The sequence below is a fragment of the Brachymonas moutaii (nom. illeg.) genome, from assembly GCF_049977365.1.
Lineage (GTDB): Bacteria > Pseudomonadota > Gammaproteobacteria > Burkholderiales > Burkholderiaceae_C > Brachymonas.
The window spans coordinates 593,311-611,215 of the sequence record NZ_JBNGEN010000001.1 but is presented as its reverse complement, the minus strand read 5'-3'; the positions used below and the strand labels follow the sequence as shown (position 1 = coordinate 611,215).

19 protein-coding genes are annotated in these 17,905 nt (G+C 64.1%); 16 read left to right on the top strand and 3 right to left on the bottom strand.

Annotated elements, in window-relative coordinates; translation table 11 throughout:
- Nucleotides 1-54: 54 nt before the first annotated feature.
- From dnaX to ACP2WS_RS02660, 15 genes are all read left to right on the top strand, one after another.
- Nucleotides 55-2,229 carry a DNA polymerase III subunit gamma/tau gene (dnaX, locus tag ACP2WS_RS02730; RefSeq protein WP_426459379.1) on the top strand — a complete coding sequence of 725 codons (2,175 nt, stop codon included), beginning with the start codon at nucleotides 55-57 and terminating at the stop codon, nucleotides 2,227-2,229.
- A gap of 78 nt (nucleotides 2,230-2,307) precedes the next feature.
- Complete coding sequence (locus ACP2WS_RS02725; protein WP_426459378.1) at nucleotides 2,308-2,643, top strand: YbaB/EbfC family nucleoid-associated protein; 336 nt, start codon at nucleotides 2,308-2,310, stop codon at nucleotides 2,641-2,643.
- Between the two features lie 22 nt (nucleotides 2,644-2,665).
- Nucleotides 2,666-3,256, top strand: coding sequence for a recombination mediator RecR (recR, locus tag ACP2WS_RS02720; protein ID WP_426459377.1), 591 nt, complete (start codon nucleotides 2,666-2,668; stop codon nucleotides 3,254-3,256).
- A 48-nt stretch (nucleotides 3,257-3,304) separates the two neighbouring features.
- On the top strand, nucleotides 3,305-3,751 hold the full coding sequence (locus tag ACP2WS_RS02715; RefSeq protein ID WP_374491226.1) for a gamma-butyrobetaine hydroxylase family protein: 447 nt from the start codon (nucleotides 3,305-3,307) through the stop codon (nucleotides 3,749-3,751).
- A gap of 49 nt (nucleotides 3,752-3,800) precedes the next feature.
- Nucleotides 3,801-4,532, top strand: a complete 732-nt coding sequence (gene ubiE, locus ACP2WS_RS02710) for a bifunctional demethylmenaquinone methyltransferase/2-methoxy-6-polyprenyl-1,4-benzoquinol methylase UbiE (protein ID WP_426459376.1) — start codon at nucleotides 3,801-3,803, stop codon at nucleotides 4,530-4,532.
- A gap of 385 nt (nucleotides 4,533-4,917) precedes the next feature.
- Nucleotides 4,918-5,907, top strand: coding sequence for a Tim44 domain-containing protein (locus ACP2WS_RS02705; RefSeq protein ID WP_426459374.1), 990 nt, complete (start codon nucleotides 4,918-4,920; stop codon nucleotides 5,905-5,907).
- 90 nt (nucleotides 5,908-5,997) lie between these two features.
- Nucleotides 5,998-6,570 (top strand): hypothetical protein, encoded by a 573-nt coding sequence (locus ACP2WS_RS02700; protein ID WP_426459373.1) that lies wholly within the window; start codon nucleotides 5,998-6,000, stop codon nucleotides 6,568-6,570.
- On the top strand, nucleotides 6,567-8,135 hold the full coding sequence (gene ubiB, locus ACP2WS_RS02695) for a ubiquinone biosynthesis regulatory protein kinase UbiB (protein ID WP_426459372.1): 1,569 nt from the start codon (nucleotides 6,567-6,569) through the stop codon (nucleotides 8,133-8,135). Before ACP2WS_RS02700 ends, ubiB begins: the two co-directional genes overlap by 4 nt.
- A 245-nt stretch (nucleotides 8,136-8,380) precedes the next feature.
- Nucleotides 8,381-9,829, top strand: coding sequence for a high affinity choline transporter 1 (locus tag ACP2WS_RS02690; protein WP_374491216.1), 1,449 nt, complete (start codon nucleotides 8,381-8,383; stop codon nucleotides 9,827-9,829).
- A 347-nt stretch (nucleotides 9,830-10,176) separates the two neighbouring features.
- Complete coding sequence (locus ACP2WS_RS02685; RefSeq protein ID WP_374491214.1) at nucleotides 10,177-10,410, top strand: FmdB family zinc ribbon protein; 234 nt, start codon at nucleotides 10,177-10,179, stop codon at nucleotides 10,408-10,410.
- An 18-nt stretch (nucleotides 10,411-10,428) separates the two neighbouring features.
- Nucleotides 10,429-11,124, top strand: a complete 696-nt coding sequence (locus ACP2WS_RS02680) for a DUF502 domain-containing protein (RefSeq protein WP_426459371.1) — start codon at nucleotides 10,429-10,431, stop codon at nucleotides 11,122-11,124.
- A gap of 43 nt (nucleotides 11,125-11,167) precedes the next feature.
- Nucleotides 11,168-12,970, top strand: coding sequence for an aspartate--tRNA ligase (gene aspS, locus ACP2WS_RS02675; protein ID WP_426459370.1), 1,803 nt, complete (start codon nucleotides 11,168-11,170; stop codon nucleotides 12,968-12,970).
- Nucleotides 12,971-13,010: 40 nt separating this feature from the next.
- Nucleotides 13,011-13,811 carry an endonuclease/exonuclease/phosphatase family protein gene (locus ACP2WS_RS02670; RefSeq protein ID WP_426459369.1) on the top strand — a complete coding sequence of 267 codons (801 nt, stop codon included), beginning with the start codon at nucleotides 13,011-13,013 and terminating at the stop codon, nucleotides 13,809-13,811.
- A 130-nt stretch (nucleotides 13,812-13,941) separates the two neighbouring features.
- Nucleotides 13,942-14,646, top strand: a complete 705-nt coding sequence (gene folE, locus ACP2WS_RS02665; protein WP_426459368.1) for a GTP cyclohydrolase I — start codon at nucleotides 13,942-13,944, stop codon at nucleotides 14,644-14,646.
- Nucleotides 14,647-14,727: 81 nt separating this feature from the next.
- Nucleotides 14,728-15,153 (top strand): BLUF domain-containing protein, encoded by a 426-nt coding sequence (locus ACP2WS_RS02660; RefSeq protein WP_374491204.1) that lies wholly within the window; start codon nucleotides 14,728-14,730, stop codon nucleotides 15,151-15,153.
- Nucleotides 15,154-15,189: 36 nt separating this feature from the next.
- On the opposite strand, the gene ACP2WS_RS02655 is transcribed toward ACP2WS_RS02660, so the two are convergent.
- The 3 genes from ACP2WS_RS02655 to ACP2WS_RS02645 all read right to left on the bottom strand — a co-directional run bounded on the left by ACP2WS_RS02655 (nucleotide 15,190) and on the right by ACP2WS_RS02645 (nucleotide 16,853).
- Nucleotides 15,190-15,930: a hypothetical protein gene (locus tag ACP2WS_RS02655; RefSeq protein WP_426459367.1), complete on the bottom strand. Its 741-nt coding sequence runs from the start codon at nucleotides 15,928-15,930 to the stop codon at nucleotides 15,190-15,192.
- The gene (locus ACP2WS_RS02650; RefSeq protein WP_426459366.1) at nucleotides 15,923-16,300 is read right to left on the bottom strand and encodes a hypothetical protein; all 378 of its coding nucleotides are present in this window, start codon (nucleotides 16,298-16,300) and stop codon (nucleotides 15,923-15,925) included. The genes ACP2WS_RS02655 and ACP2WS_RS02650 overlap by 8 nt, the downstream gene beginning before the upstream one ends.
- A 178-nt stretch (nucleotides 16,301-16,478) precedes the next feature.
- Entirely contained in the window at nucleotides 16,479-16,853 is a 375-nt protein-coding gene (locus ACP2WS_RS02645; RefSeq protein WP_374491198.1) for a glycine zipper domain-containing protein, read from the bottom strand.
- Between the two features lie 371 nt (nucleotides 16,854-17,224).
- Here ACP2WS_RS02645 and ACP2WS_RS02640 point away from each other — a divergent pair, with 371 nt between their 5' ends.
- The gene (locus ACP2WS_RS02640) at nucleotides 17,225-17,878 is read left to right on the top strand and encodes a thermonuclease family protein (protein WP_426459365.1); all 654 of its coding nucleotides are present in this window, start codon (nucleotides 17,225-17,227) and stop codon (nucleotides 17,876-17,878) included.
- The last annotated feature ends 27 nt before the right edge of the window (nucleotides 17,879-17,905 follow it).

Genomic DNA, 17,905 nt, shown 5'->3' with positions numbered 1-17,905 from the left:
ATGTGTGCGCAGGTCGGGCACGGTCCATGCGGCCAGCCTAGTAGAATGGCGCGCATGTCCTATCTGGTGCTCGCCCGCAAATACCGTCCCAAGACATTCTCCGAAATGGTGGGGCAGGAGCACGTCGTGCAGGCGCTCACCAATGCCCTCACGACGCAGCGCCTGCACCATGCCTACATGTTCACCGGCACGCGCGGGGTGGGCAAGACCACGGTGTCCCGGATTCTGGCCAAGTCGCTCAACTGCACGGGGCCGGACGGGCAGGGCGGCATCACCGCCACTCCCTGTGGCGTGTGCCAGTCCTGCCGCGAGATCGATGCCGGCCGCTTCGTCGACTACATCGAGCTCGATGCCGCCAGCAACCGCGGCGTCGACGAGGTGCAGGGCCTCCTCGAACAGGCCATCTACAAGCCGGTGCAGGGGCGCTTCAAGGTCTTCATGATCGACGAAGTGCACATGCTCACCAACACCGCCTTCAACGCCATGCTCAAGACGCTGGAGGAACCGCCCGAATACCTCAAGTTCGTGCTGGCCACCACCGATCCGCAGAAGGTGCCCGTCACGGTGCTGAGCCGCTGTCTGCAGTTCAATCTGCGCCCCATGGCGCCAGAGACCGTGCTGGCCCACCTCCAGAAGGTGCTTGCCGCCGAGCAAGTGCCCGCAGATGCAGGCGCCCTGCATCTGCTCGCGCGGGCGGCGCGGGGTTCCATGCGGGATGCCCTGTCGCTCACCGACCAGGCCATCGCCTTCAGCGCCGGTCAGGGGCATGAAGGCCTGCAGCTCGATGCCGTTCGGCAGATGCTGGGCAGCGTGGATTCCAGCTATGTCTTCCAGCTTCTCGGTGCGCTGGCCGATGGCCAGGCTGCCCAGGTGCTCGGGGTGATCGATGCCCTGCGCATGCACGGCCTGTCGGCTGCCCATACCCTGGAAGACATGGCCCGCGTGCTGCAGCGCATGGCGGTCTGGCAGATGGCCCCCGGTGCACAGGCCGATCCCGACAATCCCGACGAGATCGAGATCCAGCGTCTGGCAGGCCACATGCCTGTCGATGAAACCCAGCTTCTCTACAGCATCTGCCTGCACGGTCGGCAGGAGCTAGGTCTGGCGCCCGACGAATATGCCGCCCTGGTCATGGTGTTGCTGCGCCTGCTCGCCTTCAAGCAGCCGGCCGATACGCCCCCTGCCGCCGTGCTTCCCACGGCGGCCCCGCAGGCTGAAAAAAAAACTCTGAACCGGCCTGAGTCCAGTCCTCCTGCATCTGTTCCTGCACCTTCGCTGGCACCAATCCCGCCGACAGCCGGTGCCGAGCCCATCGATCTGCCCGTGGAGACACCTGTGCTTTCGCCCAAGGCACCCGAGGCTCCCCGGGTTTCTGTGCAGCCGTCGGCAGTGTCGTCTGCATCTCTGGCCACGCCTGTCTCCCCGGTAGCCTCCACCGTGCGCAGACAGGCGGCCGCCGCAGTGCAAGCCCCTGTATCCGTTCCTCCCTGGGAGGATCTGCCCCCCGAGGCACAGGCCGATGAGGCAGTACCCACTGCTGCCGCAGTGCCTGCTGATCCCTCTGCGCAGCCTTCTGCCGCGCAGTTACCTTCCCTTAGCGTGTCTGCGCGTTCTTCTGCACCGGAGGTGTCGGATGCCGCAGAGCCCAGTCTGGCCTTGCCCGTGGTCGAAATGCCGCCTCCCCGCATGCAGCCCGCTGCAACACGCGAAGTCTGCAGCGCACCGCCGCCTTCCGCATCGAGCGCACCGGAAGCATCTGCCCCCGCTGCACGTCGGGTGTTGCCCACCGAACTGGGCGACGTCTGGCACAGCGTGGCAGGCCAGGTACTTGAGGAAGGACTGCTGACCGGCATTGCCCGCGAGCTGCTCCTCCAGTCCCAGCTCATGGCGCAGGCCACAGAGGACGGCGGGGCTGACGTATGGAGCATCCGCGTCGAAAGCGAGACCCTGCAGCATGAGGCCAGCCGCAAGCGTCTCGAGCAGGCCCTGTCCCAGCTGGGGCACATCGTGCAGGTGCGCATCGAGCTGGGACGCGTGGTCGACACTCCTGCGCTGCGCCTGGCCGAAGCCCGGCGGCGTGAACGGCAGGAAGCAGAAGCCATTTTCCGCGCCCATCCCTTCGTACAGGCTATGATGCGCGACTTCGGAGCCCAGCCCGACATGGCCAGCATCGGCTACGCGCCTGATGCTCCGCCAGCCGCCAAGGGTACGGCCCCCGACCGACATTGACCGCGAGGCACCCCACGCCTTGCGTGCTGCCCGCTCCATTTCCCATTTTCCGCATCCATTTCCACAAGGAAGCACACCATGTTCAACAAAGGACAACTCGCCGGCCTGATGAAGCAGGCCCAGGCCATGCAGGACAACCTCAAGAAGGCCCAGGAAGAGCTGGGCAACATCGAGGTGACAGCCGAATCCGGCGCCGGACTCGTCAAGGTCACCATGACCTGCAAGCACGATGTCAAGCGTGTCGAGATCGATCCTACCCTGCTGGCCGACGACAAGGACATGCTGGAGGATCTGGTGGCGGCTGCCTTCAACGCGGCCGTGCGCAAGGCCGAGGAAGTCTCCAACGAGAAGATGTCCAAGGTCATGCCCACAGGCATGCCGGGCCTGCCCGGCGGCATGAAGTTCCCGTTCTGATCCCTGCTGACCGGGCAATACCGTGGCCGAAACGCATGCCCTGCAGGCGCTCATCGAAGCACTCCGGCGCCTGCCGGGAGTAGGAGCCAAGTCGGCCTCGCGCATGGCCTATCACCTGCTCCAGCATGACAGGGCAGGGGCCGAGCAGCTCTCGCAGGCACTGCACCTTGCTGCCCGCAACGTGCATCACTGCAGACTCTGCCACACCTTCACCGAGGACGACGTGTGCGCCACCTGCCTGGATCCTGCACGCGACCGCAGCAAGCTGTGCGTGGTGGAAACCCCGGCCGACCAGTCCGCCATCGAGCGCACGCTGGCTTATCGTGGACTCTACTTCGTGCTCATGGGCAAGCTCAGCCCGCTCGACGGCATTGGCCCCCAGGAGATCGGCATCGACCAGCTGCTCGAACGTGCCACCGAGCCGGAGGTCAGGGAAGTGATCCTGGCCACCAATTTCACGGCAGAAGGCGAGGCCACCGCCCATGTGCTCGGCGAGCTGCTGCGCGCGCGCGGCCTGCGCGTCACCCGGCTGGCGCGTGGTGTGCCGGTGGGCAGCGAGCTCGAATATGTCGACCTCGGCACCATTGCGCATGCGTTGCATGACCGGCACTGACTGCGCGGTTGTTCCGTTCCGTTTCGTTTTTTTCTTGCGAGTCCCATCATGGCCGGACTGACACCCACCACCCCCAAGCCCATCGACATCACGCTCCATGGGCGTTCACGCCAGCTGGAGGTGCGTTTCGACGATGGCGTCACCTTCGTCCTGCCCTTCGAGCTCATGCGCGTCTACTCCCCCTCGGCTGAAGTCAAGGGACACGGCGAAGGGCAGGAGGTCCTGCAGACAGGCAAGCGCCTCGTGGACATCGTGGATCTGGCGCCCGTGGGGCACTATGCCATTCAGCCCACCTTCAGCGACGGCCACGACAGCGGCATCTATTCCTGGGACTATCTCTACTGGCTCGGCACCGAACAGTCCCGCCTGTGGACAGAGTACGAGGCCCGTCTGGCTGCGGCAGGCGCTTCGCGCGATCCGGCTCCCGAACCCGAAGCTCCCGCGCAGCCTGCTCGCTCCGGCGGATGTGGATCGGGCCACTGCGGCGCCCACTGAGCGGGCCAGCCGCTAGAATGCTCGCTTGACAGTGACAAGGATTGCAGCCATGAGCCAGACCCACTTTGGATTCGAAACCGTAGACGAAAAGGAAAAGGCATCGCGCGTGCGGGCCGTCTTCGACTCGGTCGCGCCCAAGTACGATGTCATGAACGACCTCATGTCCGGAGGACTGCACCGCCTGTGGAAGGCCTATGCCGTCATGGTGGCCCACCTCAAGGAAGGCGACCGCGCCCTCGACATCGCGGGCGGCACTGGAGACCTGGCACTGGCTTTTTCCAGAAAGGTCGGCAAGACCGGGCAGGTGGTGCACACTGACATCAACTTCGCCATGCTCAGTGCGGGCCGTGACCGCCTGCTCGACAAGGGTGTGGTGCTGCCGACTGTCGTGTGCGATGCAGAGAAGCTGCCCTTTCCAGATAGCTACTTCGATCTGGTGAGCGTGGCCTTCGGCCTGCGCAACATGACGCACAAGGACCTGGCCCTCAAGGAAATGAACCGTGTGCTCAGACCCGGCGGCAAGCTGCTGGTGCTGGAGTTCTCGCGCGTGGCCAAACCCCTCGAAAAAATCTACGACTGGTACAGCTTCAATATCCTGCCGCGCATGGGGCAGCTGGTGGCTGGCGATGCCGAGAGCTACCGCTATCTGGCCGAATCCATCCGCATGCATCCCGGGCAGGAAGAGCTCAAGCGCATGATGAAAGACGCCGGTTTCGGCCATGTCGACTACCACAACCTCACTCTGGGGGTCGTGGCCCTGCACGTCGGCATCAAGTGCTGATGTCGGTCCCGGGTGCCTATGCAGTCCGGGCATTCTGGTGTCCTGTGGCGGTTGCAGGGGCTGTCATGGCCCACTGCCCGATCATCGGTGATCGATCGGCTTCCGATGCGGTGCATGGCCCTGGGGATGCGGGGCATCTGTTTCCGGCACTTTGGTCTCATTCCGCCTTCACTCCCTTAAGCCCGCCTTAAGCAAGGCCTTGCCGCACCTGCACTAGACTGTTTTCCTGACTGCCGTCATTGAATCTGCGCGGCGTGCCTCCATCTGTCTTGCATATGACATCGTGCTGTCGCGTCATGCGGCAGTGCTGCCCGGAGCGCCTTTCGGGCAGTGTGGCAGTGTCATAGACGTTTCTGTCCTTCTTTGTTGTTCTCCAGGAGACCCCATGTCCAAACGACCCGTGCTGTCCATTCTGCTTGCCCTGGCACTGGCCGCTACCAGCTTCCATGTCGATGCCAAGCGCCTGGGAGGGGGCAAATCCTTCGGTCGCCAGTCCACCCATGTGACCCAGCGCAATGCCGCCAATCCTGTCGGTGGAACCGGCACGGCAGCCGGCATGCAGCAGAATGCCGCCGCCCGCCCCGGTACGGCCAATCCTGCCACCCCCACACCTGCACCGCGCAAGCCCTGGGCGGGCATTCTCGGCGGTCTGGCTGCGGGGCTGGGCCTTGCCTGGCTCGCGCACAGCCTCGGGCTGGGAGCCGGTTTCGGCAACATTCTGCTCATGGTCCTGCTCGTGGCTGGCGGGCTGATGCTGTGGAAAATGTTCCGCAGCCGTGGCACTGCTCCGTCGGCCCGTGCTCCCTTTGGCACTCCCACACCGGTTCCGGCAGGTGGGGGGTACGATGCACGCACCCCTGGCAATGACACGGCGGCCCGTTCCTGGGAGTCTCAGGGTGCTGCCTTCACACCTGCGCCGGCAGCACCTGCAGCTGCTGCCACTGGTGGCAGCATGATCGGCTCTGCACTCTCTGGCTCCCAGAGCTGGGGTGTTCCGGAAGGCTTCGACGTGGAAGGCTTCCTGTCGGCAGCCAAGCGCAACTTCCTGACCCTGCAGCATGCCTGGGACCGTGGCGATCTCACCAGCCTCCGGGCCATGATGACCGACGAGATGCTGGCCGACATCAAGCAGCAGCTTGCAGACCGCGACAGCGAGTCCCACGGGACCCCCAACACCACCGAAGTTCCCACGCTCGAAGCCAAGCTGCTCGGCATCGAGGAAACCCCCACCGATTACCTTGCCAGCGTGGAGTTTTCCGGCATGGTGCGCGAAGATCCCGCCGCTGCGCCCCATCCCTTCCGTGAAGTCTGGAACATGAGCAAACCCAGGCAGGGTGGCGGCTGGCTGGTGGCTGGCGTGCAGGCACTGCAATGATGCCATTCCCCGGAAACGGGGTTCTGTCCTGAAATAGGGGAAAATAGGGAGACTATGGAAACACAGTCTCCCTTTTCTCTTCTGGGCCGCGTGTCCGGCACCGCCTCCCAACTCCTGAGCAAGCTGGCTCCTCCCGACTGGCTCGTGCATGAAATGCAGCGTCGCCTCGTGCTGCTGCTCAACCATGTGGTCATGCAGGAGCCCGAGGCGCAGGCTCGTCTCGTGCGGCAGAAGGGGCGGGTCATGCTGGCGCAGTGGCGTGCCTTCACCCTGCGTCTGCAGATCACTCCCGCAGGCATGTTCGATCTGGCCGAGTCCGCGCAGACGCCCGATCTCACCATCACCATCGACGAACCCTCTCCCTGGATCGTGGCCCGCACGGCCATGCAGGGCGGCAAGCCTGCCGTGCGCATCGAGGGCGATGTGCAGCTGGCGGCCGAAGTCAACTGGCTGGCCGATCATCTGCGCTGGGATGTCGAGGAAGACCTGGCCCGCATCATGGGCGACGTGCCGGCCCACACCCTTGCCCAGGGCGCGCGCTCCATCGCGGCGGCCCTGCGGGCTTTCGTGGGGCGCGTGGAGGCCAAGGTCTCAGGCCGGGCACCCGGCCATGCGGATGCCCAAGGGCATGAAAATGAAGGTTCCGAAGGCCAGCGTCCATGAAGTTTCTGCGTGGCATCTACATCGTCTGGATCTTCTTCCGGTACGGTCTCGACGAGGTGGTGCTGACGTCCTCCTCGCACCGGGGATTTCGGCTCACCGCGCGCATCGTCACCTTTGGCCGCCGCTTTCGCCAGCCGCGTGGGGTCAGACTGCGCGAGGCGCTCGAGCGCCTGGGGCCCATCTTCGTCAAGTTCGGGCAGGTTCTGTCCACGCGACGGGATCTGCTGCCGCCCGACGTAGCCGAGGAGCTGGCACTGCTGCAGGACCGGGTGCCTCCATTTTCGAGCGAGGTGGCCGTAGCCACCATCGAGCGCGCGCTGCGCAAGCCAGTGGATGTGCTGTTCACCGAGTTCGACCGCCAGCCTGTGGCCAGTGCCTCCATCGCCCAGGTGCACTTCGCCCGCATGCGGGACCGGCAGGGCATCGAGCGCGATGTCGCCGTCAAGGTGCTGCGCCCGGGCATGCTTTCCATCATCGAGAAGGACCTCAGCCTCATGCGCATGATGGCGGGCTGGGTCGAACGTCTCAGTGCGGATGGCCGCAGGCTCAAGCCCCGCGAGGTGGTGGCCGAATTCGACCGCTATCTCCATGACGAGCTCGACCTCATGCGCGAAGCCGCCAATGCGGCCCAGCTGCGCCGCAACATGGAAGGGCTCGATCTGGTGCTCATTCCCGAGATGTACTGGGACTACTGCGCCACCGAGGTTCTGGTCATGCAGCGCATGACCGGCATTCCGATCAGTCAGGTCGAACGCCTGCGCGAGCAGGGCGTGGACATTCCCCGACTGGCGCGCGACGGCATCACCATCTTCTTCACCCAGGTGTTCCGCGACGGCTTCTTCCACGCCGACATGCATCCCGGCAACATTCTGGTGAGTGTCGACCCCGATACCTTTGGCCGCTACATCTCGCTGGACTTCGGCATCGTCGGCACACTCACCGAGTTCGACAAGGAATATCTGGCCCAGAACTTCACCGCCTTCTTCCGTCGCGACTACAAGCGGGTGGCGGAGCTGCACATCGAATCCGGCTGGGTCCCTGCCGAAACGCGGGTAGAGGAGCTGGAAGCTTCGGTGCGGGCTGTCTGCGAACCGTATTTCGACCGTCCCCTCAAGGAAATCTCTCTCGGCATGGTGCTCATGCGCCTGTTCCAGATGTCGCGTCGCTTTCATGTCGAGATCCAGCCCCAGCTCACGCTGCTGCAGAAAACCCTGCTCAACGTCGAAGGCCTGGGACGGGATCTCGACCCCGATCTCGACCTCTGGAGTACCGCCAAGCCTTTCCTCGAAAAATGGATGCTCGATCAGATGGGCCCCAAGCGTCTCCTGAACGAGCTGCGCGATGAAGCCCCCCATCTCATCCGCCTCCTGCCCGAGATGCCGCGGCTCCTGCACCAGTACCTGACCCAGCAGGTACACACACAGAAGGCCCAGGACCGCGAGCTGGTGCGCCTGCTTGCCGAACAGCGGCGCACCAATCGGCTGCTGCAGTCCGTGCTCTACGGGGCCATCGGCTTCTTTCTGGGCATGGTCGTCATGCAGCTGGTCCTGCATCTTCGAGGCTGAGGACGCGGCGCCAGAGACGCCCGCTGCGCACCTTCTGCACGGGGGCAGCCGAAAAGCGCGCTGTCGCAGTGGGTGTGGTGTGGCGCATAAGCCGCAGCCATGGCTGCGTCAGGCCACTGCCGAAGAGCGGTGCGCGGTGGAGGCCCGATGCAGCGGTCTGCACCCCCGATAATGGCGGCGCAATTCATGCGCCGCTCATCTTTTTCTGAACGGATTCCTGGCCTTCTTTCTCTGCGGAGACGCCCGTGCTGCTCGTCCTGGTCCTTCTCTATCTGCTGGTCACCATCGGCATCGGCCTCCTGGCCGCACGGCGCGTGAAGAACACCGCCGATTTCGCGGTCGCGGGGCGCCATCTGCCCCTGATGATGATCGTCACGCTCACCTTCGCCACCTGGTTCGGCTCCGAGCTGGTGCTGGGCATCCCGGCGCGCTTCATGAAGGATGGACTCGGCGGGATCGTGGAAGATCCCTTCGGCGCCGGTACCTGCCTGATCCTGGTGGGGCTGTTCATTGCCGGGCGTCTCTACCGCATGGATCTGCTCACCATCAGCGACTACTACCGCACGCGCTACGGCAGCTTCGTCGAGGTGTTCTGCTCGGTCATCATCATGGTCAGCTATCTGGGATGGGTGTCGGCACAGGTCACCGCGCTGGGCGTCGTCTTCAATCTGCTCACCCATGGTGCCATCTCCATCCCGTGGGGCATGGTGATGGGGGTCATCTCCATTCTGGCCTACACCCTGCTGGGGGGCATGTGGTCGGTTGCCGTGACCGATTTCATCCAGATGATCGTCCTGATCGTCGGGCTGCTGGTGCTGGCGTTCTTTGCGGCCGACATGGCCGGCGGCACGGCACCGGTTCTTGATCTGGCGCGGCACCGCGACCTGTTCCGATTCTGGCCCGAGCCCACCTGGCATGATGGCCTCGTCTTCTTTGCCTCGGCCATCACCATGATGCTGGGTTCCATCCCGCAGCAGGACGTGTTCCAGCGCGTCATGTCCGCCCGCACGGTGCGGGCAGCCATCTTCGGCCCCGTCATCGGCGGCATGATGTACATCGCCTTTGCGGCCGTGCCCATTTTCCTCGTGGCCACGGCCCTGATCATCATGCCGACCGAGACCGCTGCCCTCATCAAGGACGACCCCCAGAAGGTGCTGCCCACGCTCGTGATGGAGAAGATGCCCTTCGTGATGCAGGTGATCTTCTTCGGGGCGCTGCTGTCGGCCATCAAGTCCTGTGCCTCTGCCACCTTGCTTGCCCCCACCACCACCTTTGTGGAGAACATCCTGCGCCACTTCGTGCGCATGGACGACCGCCGCACACTGCTGGCCATGCGCCTGGCCGTGCTGGTGTTTGCAGCCATTGTGCTGGCCTACGCGATCCTGATGCAGGGCACTTCCATCTACGAGATGGTCTCGGGGGCCTATCAGGCTCCGCTGGTGGGTGCCTTCGTGCCGCTGGTCTGCGGCCTGTACTGGTCGCGCGCCACCACACAGGGCGGCATCTGGTCGGTGGTGCTGGGAGTGACGGTCTGGCTGCTGTTCATGTTCGTTCCGGGCTGGAACGGCATCTTCCCACAACAGCTTGCCGGTCTGCTGGCCTCACTGTTCGGCATGGTCGCCGGATCCCTGCTCCCGCAATGGATCCGCCCCGTCCACGGCCATGTACCCGTCTTCGAAGGGTCCGATGCCTGAAAATCAGAAGGGGCTGCATCGCCCCCGAGTATGGCCTCCCCAAAGGAAGGCCATGAGATATTCCCCTCATCACCTGCTTCCCGAAATCTGCCAGATCGCGTGATCGGGAACCTGTGACGTACCTTCCGAACCCAGTGCAGCCCTTGCACAGCTTGGACAGTCTTTCCTGTTCGCCGTGGCGGCTTGCCTGCTGTGTCTTCTCTCTCGTGCCGGCGCGATCTCCCACTGTGGCTGGCTGTCGTGTGGGGCGTGCACGTGCTCTGCGCACTGGCGGCGCCCTATAATTCAGCATCGGCGCGTGCAATGTGGTCACGGGCCTTTTCGTGTTGACAGTCTTCGATTTCTTCATGCCTATCTATTCCTATCGCTGTGAAGCATGTGGCCATGCTTTCACCAAGCTGCAAAAAATGAGCGATCCGCCCGTGCTTACCTGCCCTGTGTGTGGCAAGGATGCGGTCAAGAAACAGGTCACCGCAGCCGGCTTCCGCCTCAAGGGAAGCGGGTGGTACGAGACCGATTTCCGCGGAGGGGGCAGCGGCAGTGCCGGTTCCCATTCCGGCCCCGCGTCCAGCGACTCCTGAGCGCAGGCGGTCGTCTTCATGTTCAAGAATCGGCTCCAGCAATACTTCATTGCCGGCCTGCTGGTCTGGCTGCCTCTGGTCATCACCGTATGGGTGCTGATGTGGCTCATGGGGGTGCTCGACGGCATCTTCGGCGGCATCCTGGCGGCCGTCGTCACGGTGGTGCCGCCGCTGAGCGGGCTGATCCAGCGGATTTCCCACATTCCCGGTATCGGGGTGGTGGCTCTCGGGGTGCTGATCTTCGTGACCGGCGTGCTGGCTGCCAACATCGTGGGGCAGTGGTGGCTGCGCCAGTGGGATCGCATTCTGGTGCGGATTCCGGTGGTGCGCTCGATCTACAGCAGCGTCAAGCAGGTGTCCGACACGCTGTTCTCCGGGAGCGGCAAGGCCTTTTCCAAGGCGCTCCTGGTGCAATATCCCCGCAGAGGGTGCTGGACGGTGGCTTTTCTCACGGGGGCTCCGGCAGGTGAAGTCGAGCGCCAGCTCGTCGACAGCCATGTGAGCGTGTATGTGCCCACCACGCCCAACCCCACTTCCGGTTTCTTTCTCATCATGCGCCGCGACGAAGTCATCGAACTCGACATGACGGTCGACGAGGCGCTCAAGTACATCATTTCCATGGGGGTGGTGGTGCCGCACGAACATGTGCTGCCAGCTTCATCCCATGGTGCAGTGGGGGCGGACCATGCGGCGCCTCCACGCTCCCCCCATTAACCCAACAGACTTGTCAAGAGACAAGCGACAAAGGACCAACGAAATGGCAATGCGTACTCATTACTGCGGACAGGTCACCGAGGCCCAGCTGGGGCAGACCGTCACCCTGTGTGGCTGGGTCAACCGCCGGCGCGATCACGGCGGCGTGATCTTCATTGACCTGCGCGACCGCGACGGGTATGTGCAGGTGGTCTGCGATCCCGATCGTCCCGAAATGTTCAAGGAGGCCGAGGATCTGCGCAACGAGTTCTGCGTGCAGGTTCAGGGGCTGGTGCGTGCCCGTCCCGAAGGAACCACCAACGAGAACCTGACCACCGGCAAGATCGAGGTACTGTGCCACGAGCTGCACGTGCTCAATCCCTCGGTGACCCCGCCATTCCAGCTCGATGACGACAACCTCAGCGAGACCACACGCCTGACCCACCGGGTGCTTGACCTGCGCCGCCCCTACATGCAGCGCAACCTGATGCTGCGCTACAAGGTGAGCATGGAGGTGCGCAAGTTCCTCGATGCGCACGGCTTCATCGACATCGAGACCCCGATGCTGACCAAGAGCACTCCTGAAGGCGCACGGGATTATCTGGTTCCCAGCCGCGTGCACGACGGGCACTTCTACGCGCTTCCGCAGTCCCCCCAGCTGTTCAAGCAGCTGCTCATGGTGGCCGGGTTCGACCGCTACTACCAGATCACCAAGTGCTTCCGTGACGAGGACCTGCGCGCGGACCGCCAGCCCGAATTCACCCAGATCGATATCGAGACCTCCTTCCTGGGCGAGGACGAGATCCGCGCCATGTTCCAGGAAATGATCACCACCGTGTTCCGCAACGCGATGGATGTGGATCTGGGCGAGTTCCCGGTCATGCAGTACGCGGATGCCATGTATCTGTACGGCTCCGACAAGCCCGACCTGCGTGTGAAGCTTCAGTTCACCGAGCTCACCGACGCCATGAAGGACGTGGACTTCAAGGTCTTCTCCACGCCAGCCACCACGCCGGGTGGCCGGGTCGTGGCCCTGCGCGTGCCCCAGGGTGGGCACATGAGCCGCGGCGAGATCGACGGGTACACCGAGTTCGTCAAGATCTACGGCGCCAAGGGGCTGGCCTGGATCAAGGTCAACGACAAGTCCAAGGGCCGCGAAGGGCTGCAGTCGCCCATCGTCAAGAATCTGCACGATGCCGCACTGGCTACCATTCTGGAGCGCACCGGTGCCGAGGATGGCGACCTGATCTTCTTCGGTGCCGACAAGGCCAAGATCGTCAACGACTCCATCGGGGCCCTGCGCCTGAAGGTCGGTCACAGCGAGTTCGGCAAGAGCCACGGCCTCTTCGAGGATCGCTGGGCACCGCTGTGGGTGGTCGATTTCCCCATGTTCGAATACGACGAAGGGGAGGGGCGCTGGAACGCCATGCACCATCCGTTCACTTCGCCCAAGGATGGCCATGAGGACTTCATGGACACCGATCCCGGCAAGTGCATCGCCAAGGCCTACGACATGGTGCTCAACGGCTGGGAGCTGGGAGGCGGCTCCATCCGTATCCACCGTGCCGAGGTGCAGAGCAAGGTCTTCGGCGCGCTCAAGATCACGCCCGAGGATGCACAGCTCAAGTTCGGCTTCCTGCTCGATGCCCTGCAGTACGGCGCGCCGCCCCACGGGGGTCTGGCTTTTGGCCTCGACCGCCTCATCACCCTGATGACCAAGGCCGAGTCCATTCGCGACGTAATTGCCTTCCCCAAGACCCAGCGAGCGCAGGATCTGCTCACGCAGGCTCCCAGCCTGGTCGACGAGAAGCAGCTGCGCGAACTGCACATCCGCCTGCGCAATCCGCTGGTGGTCGACAAGGCCTGACCGGGTCTCTTTTGCACGCTTCCTGCGCAAGGCCTGCCCCATGCATCCGCACGAGACGCCTTCCCTGCCCCTGACTACCCCCGAACCCCTGCGGGTGGTGACCTACAACATCCACAAGGGGGTGCAGGGCATGGGGCCGGCCAAGCGGCTGGAAATTCACAACCTCCAGCGCGCCATCGATGCGCTCGGGGCCGATGTGGTATGCCTGCAGGAAGTGCGCAAGATGAACCGCAAGGGGGAGCTGCGCTTCGTGAACTGGCCACGGCAGTCGCAGGCCGATTTTCTGGCGCCCGAGGGCTACCAGGCGGTCTATGAGACCAACGCCATCACCAAGCATGGCGAGCATGGCAACGCGCTGCTGACCCCATGGCCCGTGCTCTGCACCCTGCACGAAGACATGTCCGATCACCGCTTCGAGCAGCGGGGCCTGCTGTATTCGGCGCTGAACTATGCCGGACACACGGTGCACGTCATCGTGGTGCATCTGGGGCTGGTGGCAGGAAGCCGCGTGCGTCAGGTGCAGCAGCTTGCGCGCTTCATCGACCGCCAGATTCCCGGACATGAGCCGCTGCTGGTGGCCGGGGATTTCAATGACTGGGGGGCCAAGCTGCTGCCCCTCATGGCCACCTTCGGGCTGTCGAGCGGACTGGGCATGGCCACCTGCCGCACTTACCCTTCGCGCCTGCCCATGGCCCAGCTCGACCATATCTATGCCCGCGGTCTGCGACGCACGCGACAGTATGTGCCCCAGGCCGGTACGCTGATGGGGCGAACTGGACTCAACTCCTGGGCCCGTCTGTCGGACCATCTGCCGCTCATTGCCGAATTCGAGTTGCCCTGACCTGGTCGCCACCGGGGCATTCCCGGCGCCCAGAGGGCACGGGGGAAAATCCATGGGCGTGCGTACCGAAGGGAGATAGGGTGGGGTGGTATGCTCGACCGCATGCTCTTTTTTTGCTGATGCTTATTCCATGACGACGAAGCCCCCTCATGAAGAAGGCACCCCCGTATCGGTCAAGATTCGGGAACGCCTCCAGGCTGCACGCCACCGTTTCCACGCCAACGACAACATTGCCGAGTTCATCGAGCCGGGCGAGCTCGATCTGCTGCTCGATGAGGTGGAGCACAAACTCCAGGGTGTACTCGACAGCATGGTGATCGACACCGAGCATGACCACAACACCAGCCGCACGGCGCGCCGCGTGGCCAAGATGTATCTTCGGGAAGTGTTCGGGGGGCGCTATGTGAAACCGCCCGTGCTCACCGAGTTTCCCAATGCGGAACACCTCAACGAGCTGATGATCGTCGGCCCCATCACGGTGCGCAGTGCCTGCTCCCACCACCTGGTGCCTGTGATCGGCAAGCTCTGGATCGGCATCATGCCCAATGAGCATACCAACGTGATCGGTCTGTCCAAGTACGCACGCCTGGCCGAGTGGATCATGAACCGTCCGCAGATCCAGGAAGAAGCCGTGGTGCAGCTCGCCAACATGATTCAGGAGCGCACCCATCCCGACGGGCTGGCCATCGTCATGCAGGCTACGCACTACTGCATGGCCTGGCGGGGGGTCAAGGATATGGACAGTCGCATGATCAATTCGGTCATGCGCGGGGTGTTCCTCAAGGATCCCTCGCTGCGACGCGAGTTCCTGGCCCTCATTCCCCAGAAGGATTGACCCTCGCTGCCATGCCATGCGCTGCTGAAGCGTAGGCATGGCCGTCTCTTTCCCGAAGCCGATTTTTCACGGGAGCGCATCATGCTCGTCAGCCTGCTTTTTGTCAGCCGTGCCACCGAGGCCGGTCTCCATGACCTCGAAAACATCCTGCATCAATCGCGTGCCTACAATGCCGAGCATGGCATCACCGGGGCGCTGTGCTACAGCAAGAACATCTTCATGCAGGTGCTTGAAGGCAGCCGGACGGACGTGAACCACCTGTACGGACGCATTCTGCAGGATCAGGTGCACCACGAGGATGTGCAGCTGCTGCACTATTCGGAGATCACCGAGCGCAGCTACAGCGGCTGGACCATGGGGCGCGTGGATATTTCACGGCTCAACATGTCCATCGTCCTCAAATACTCGGAGCGGCCTGAATTCAATCCCTATCTCACCTCGGGCGAGATGTCGATGGCCATGTTCCGCGAGCTGATCGCCACAGCCAACATTGCCGGGCGCGGCTGAACTGAGGCCAGCCAGGCATGTGCGGGCCAGGATCGCTCAGTCCTTGCGGGGGGCTGTCCGCAGGGTAGCGAGCAGGCTGTCGAGCGCCAGCTGCGTGAGGCTGCGCAGATCCCAGCCACTGAGCTCACGCCGCACGCTGTTGCGCACCATGCGCTGGGTGGAGTTCCAGCGCCAGGGGCGTGCCAGCACGATCAGGGCCCCGGCTGCCGCCGAGAGGGCGAGCAACTGATAGGGTCTGCGGCGTGCGTATTGCTGGAGCACAGGCTCACCCACTTCGAGCACCATGTGCATGGGATGGCGGCGCCACCAGGCACCCAGAACCCGCTGCCCGAGCGACAGCCAGATCGACAGCGACTGCAGGCCCTTGCTGCGGCGCTTCGGGCGGGAGCCGGCGCTCGACGCCGCATGGAAGGGCGCGGAGGCGCTGTCCCGGGACGCCGAGGCGGAAGACGACAGGAAGGCATCGACATCCGCAGCTTCATCGCTGCCGTAATGGCTGGTGTCTGCAGCTCCGGCTGCATTGTCCCGACGTGCGCTGCGGGACGCGGGGGGCGGATTCTGGGCAGCAGGCCGGCGGTTGCGTGTGCCATCTGCACCATCGGAGGCAGCGGCGTGCGGGTCGGCTGGCTGGCGGGCAGCCAGTTCGAGCTCCTGAAGCTTGAGCAGGGCTGCGATCTCGGCGTCGGGCGTTGCGGCATGGGCCGGATCGAGGTTGCGCTGCAGGGCGTAGCGCGACAGGATGAGGCGCTGGCGCGGGGTGAGGAGGGCGTCACTCATGGGATTCTCCTGCCGAACGCAGCATGTGCAGGTCGGTCAGCAGCTGCTGCTTGATCTCGCCGATTTCAGGGCGCAGGATGGGCCGACGTGCCATGCTCATGGCCACGAGGGCAATGAGCAGCATCGCGCCCGGCACGGCCAACAGAACCCAGTGGAACTGTTGCTGCACGAGCCCGATCATCAGGGCCACCCCTGTGAAGACCAGAAAGAGAGACAGGGCAATCACGGCCGCAATCCATCCGATGAGGGTGCGGACCAGATGGCGCATGGCGCCGCGTGCCTCGTCCTGCACCAGATCTCCATAGTTGGCAATGTGGGTGATGACCAGATCGGGCCGCTGTATCAGGATCTTGAGAAGGGGATGGATCATGAGGCGAGGCAGGAGATGCGGAGGGGATGGCAATGCCCCCACGCATGGGGGGGGTGGCATCAACGATACCACCATCTGCCCTCCCGGAAGAGGCGATGGGAGAACAAGGCGTGCCCCCATGCAAAAGGCCTCTACCGGTGCATGCAGCTGGTAGAGGCCGTCAGGAAGAAAGAAGGGATCAGCGGTCGCGGTTGCGCAGCAGCATGATCAGAGCGGCCGTGGCTGCGCCCACACCGGCTGCGATGGCGATGGACTTGAGAGGCTGGTCTTCGACATAAGCGCTGGTGGCATCACCGGCACGGCGCAGACCGCGCTTGGAACGATCCAGGGTGTCGCTCGCCTTGTCGAGGCCGTTGCGAGCCAATTCCTGGGCACGCTCGGTCCACTGGTCGATGGTTTCGCCTGCACGCGCACGGGCTGCATTGAGGCGGGCACTGGCCTGGCTCAGGGCTTCGCTGGCGGCGCGCAGCGTCTTGTCGGCAGCTTCGTGAGAAGAAGCGGCAGCAGTGTCGAGAGCTTCGCTGGCGGTGTTTTGCAGATCGTTCGGGGTCATGGACTTGCTCCTGAAGTGAAAGAGTGGATATTGTTGACATGCAGGGTAGCCGTTGGAATTTCAAGCTCCCTTTCCTGCAGTGTATAGGCAAAGCAGGGGAACGAACGGTTCCATTCGGTACGGGTTTGCATCTGGCCGCAACGCGAGGTAACAGGGAGGGGAGAGGCTAGTCGTACTGCCATGCGCACAGGCCGGAGCTGGTGCAGCCCGATGGCTCGGATGGAGGATGCTGTATCGGGAAGGCAGACCTGTTCCGGTACGATGGGCGGTTTGGGCGAAGCCGGGCCGAGGGGGCTCAGCCTGCATGAAGGCCACCTGCCTGCACCGGATGTGCGGGATCGGTGGAATGCGCCCTGAGAGGGAGTGGAACTGTGCAATGCAAGGACAGCGTGGTGTCGACCGCCACAGGGGATGACGATCGCGGCAGGGGAATGGGCGGAAGCGGTCGGCACATCGGGGGGATGGCCGCAGGGCTGTTGCTGTCCCTGACGGTGCAGGCCCAGCAGATGTCCCCCTGGCAGGGGCAGGTGGTGCGGGTGGTGGATGGCGATACCGTATGGGTGGCGCCTGCTGCGACCGCGTCGACGGCGGCGGCGATGGAGGGCCAGGGAAGCGATCGACGATCGTGGAGACGCCGCCAGGACGTGGAGAAGATCCGCATCGAGGGCATGGATGCACCCGAGCGCTGCCAGACCTGGGGGGAACAGTCCGGCCGGGTGCTGGAGACACTGCTGGGATCAGGGACGGTGCGTGTCGAACCGGTGGCACGCGACCGCTATGGCCGCCTTCTGGCGCGGCTGTGGCGCGGTCGGCTCGATGTGGGGCAGGAAATGGTGCGGCAGGGAGCCGCCTGGTCCTATCGGCAAGGCTGGGACCGCAAGGGGCCGTATGCGCGGGAAGAAGCGGCGGCCCGTGCGCAGGGCATGGGCCTGTTCGCACAGCAGCTGGCAGCCGAGTATCCGGGGGATTTTCGGCGGCGGCATGGATCGTGTCCCCGCTCGGTGTACCGTCGCGGACGGTGGTGAGCGTGCCGGGGTCCGCTCGGGTAGCCC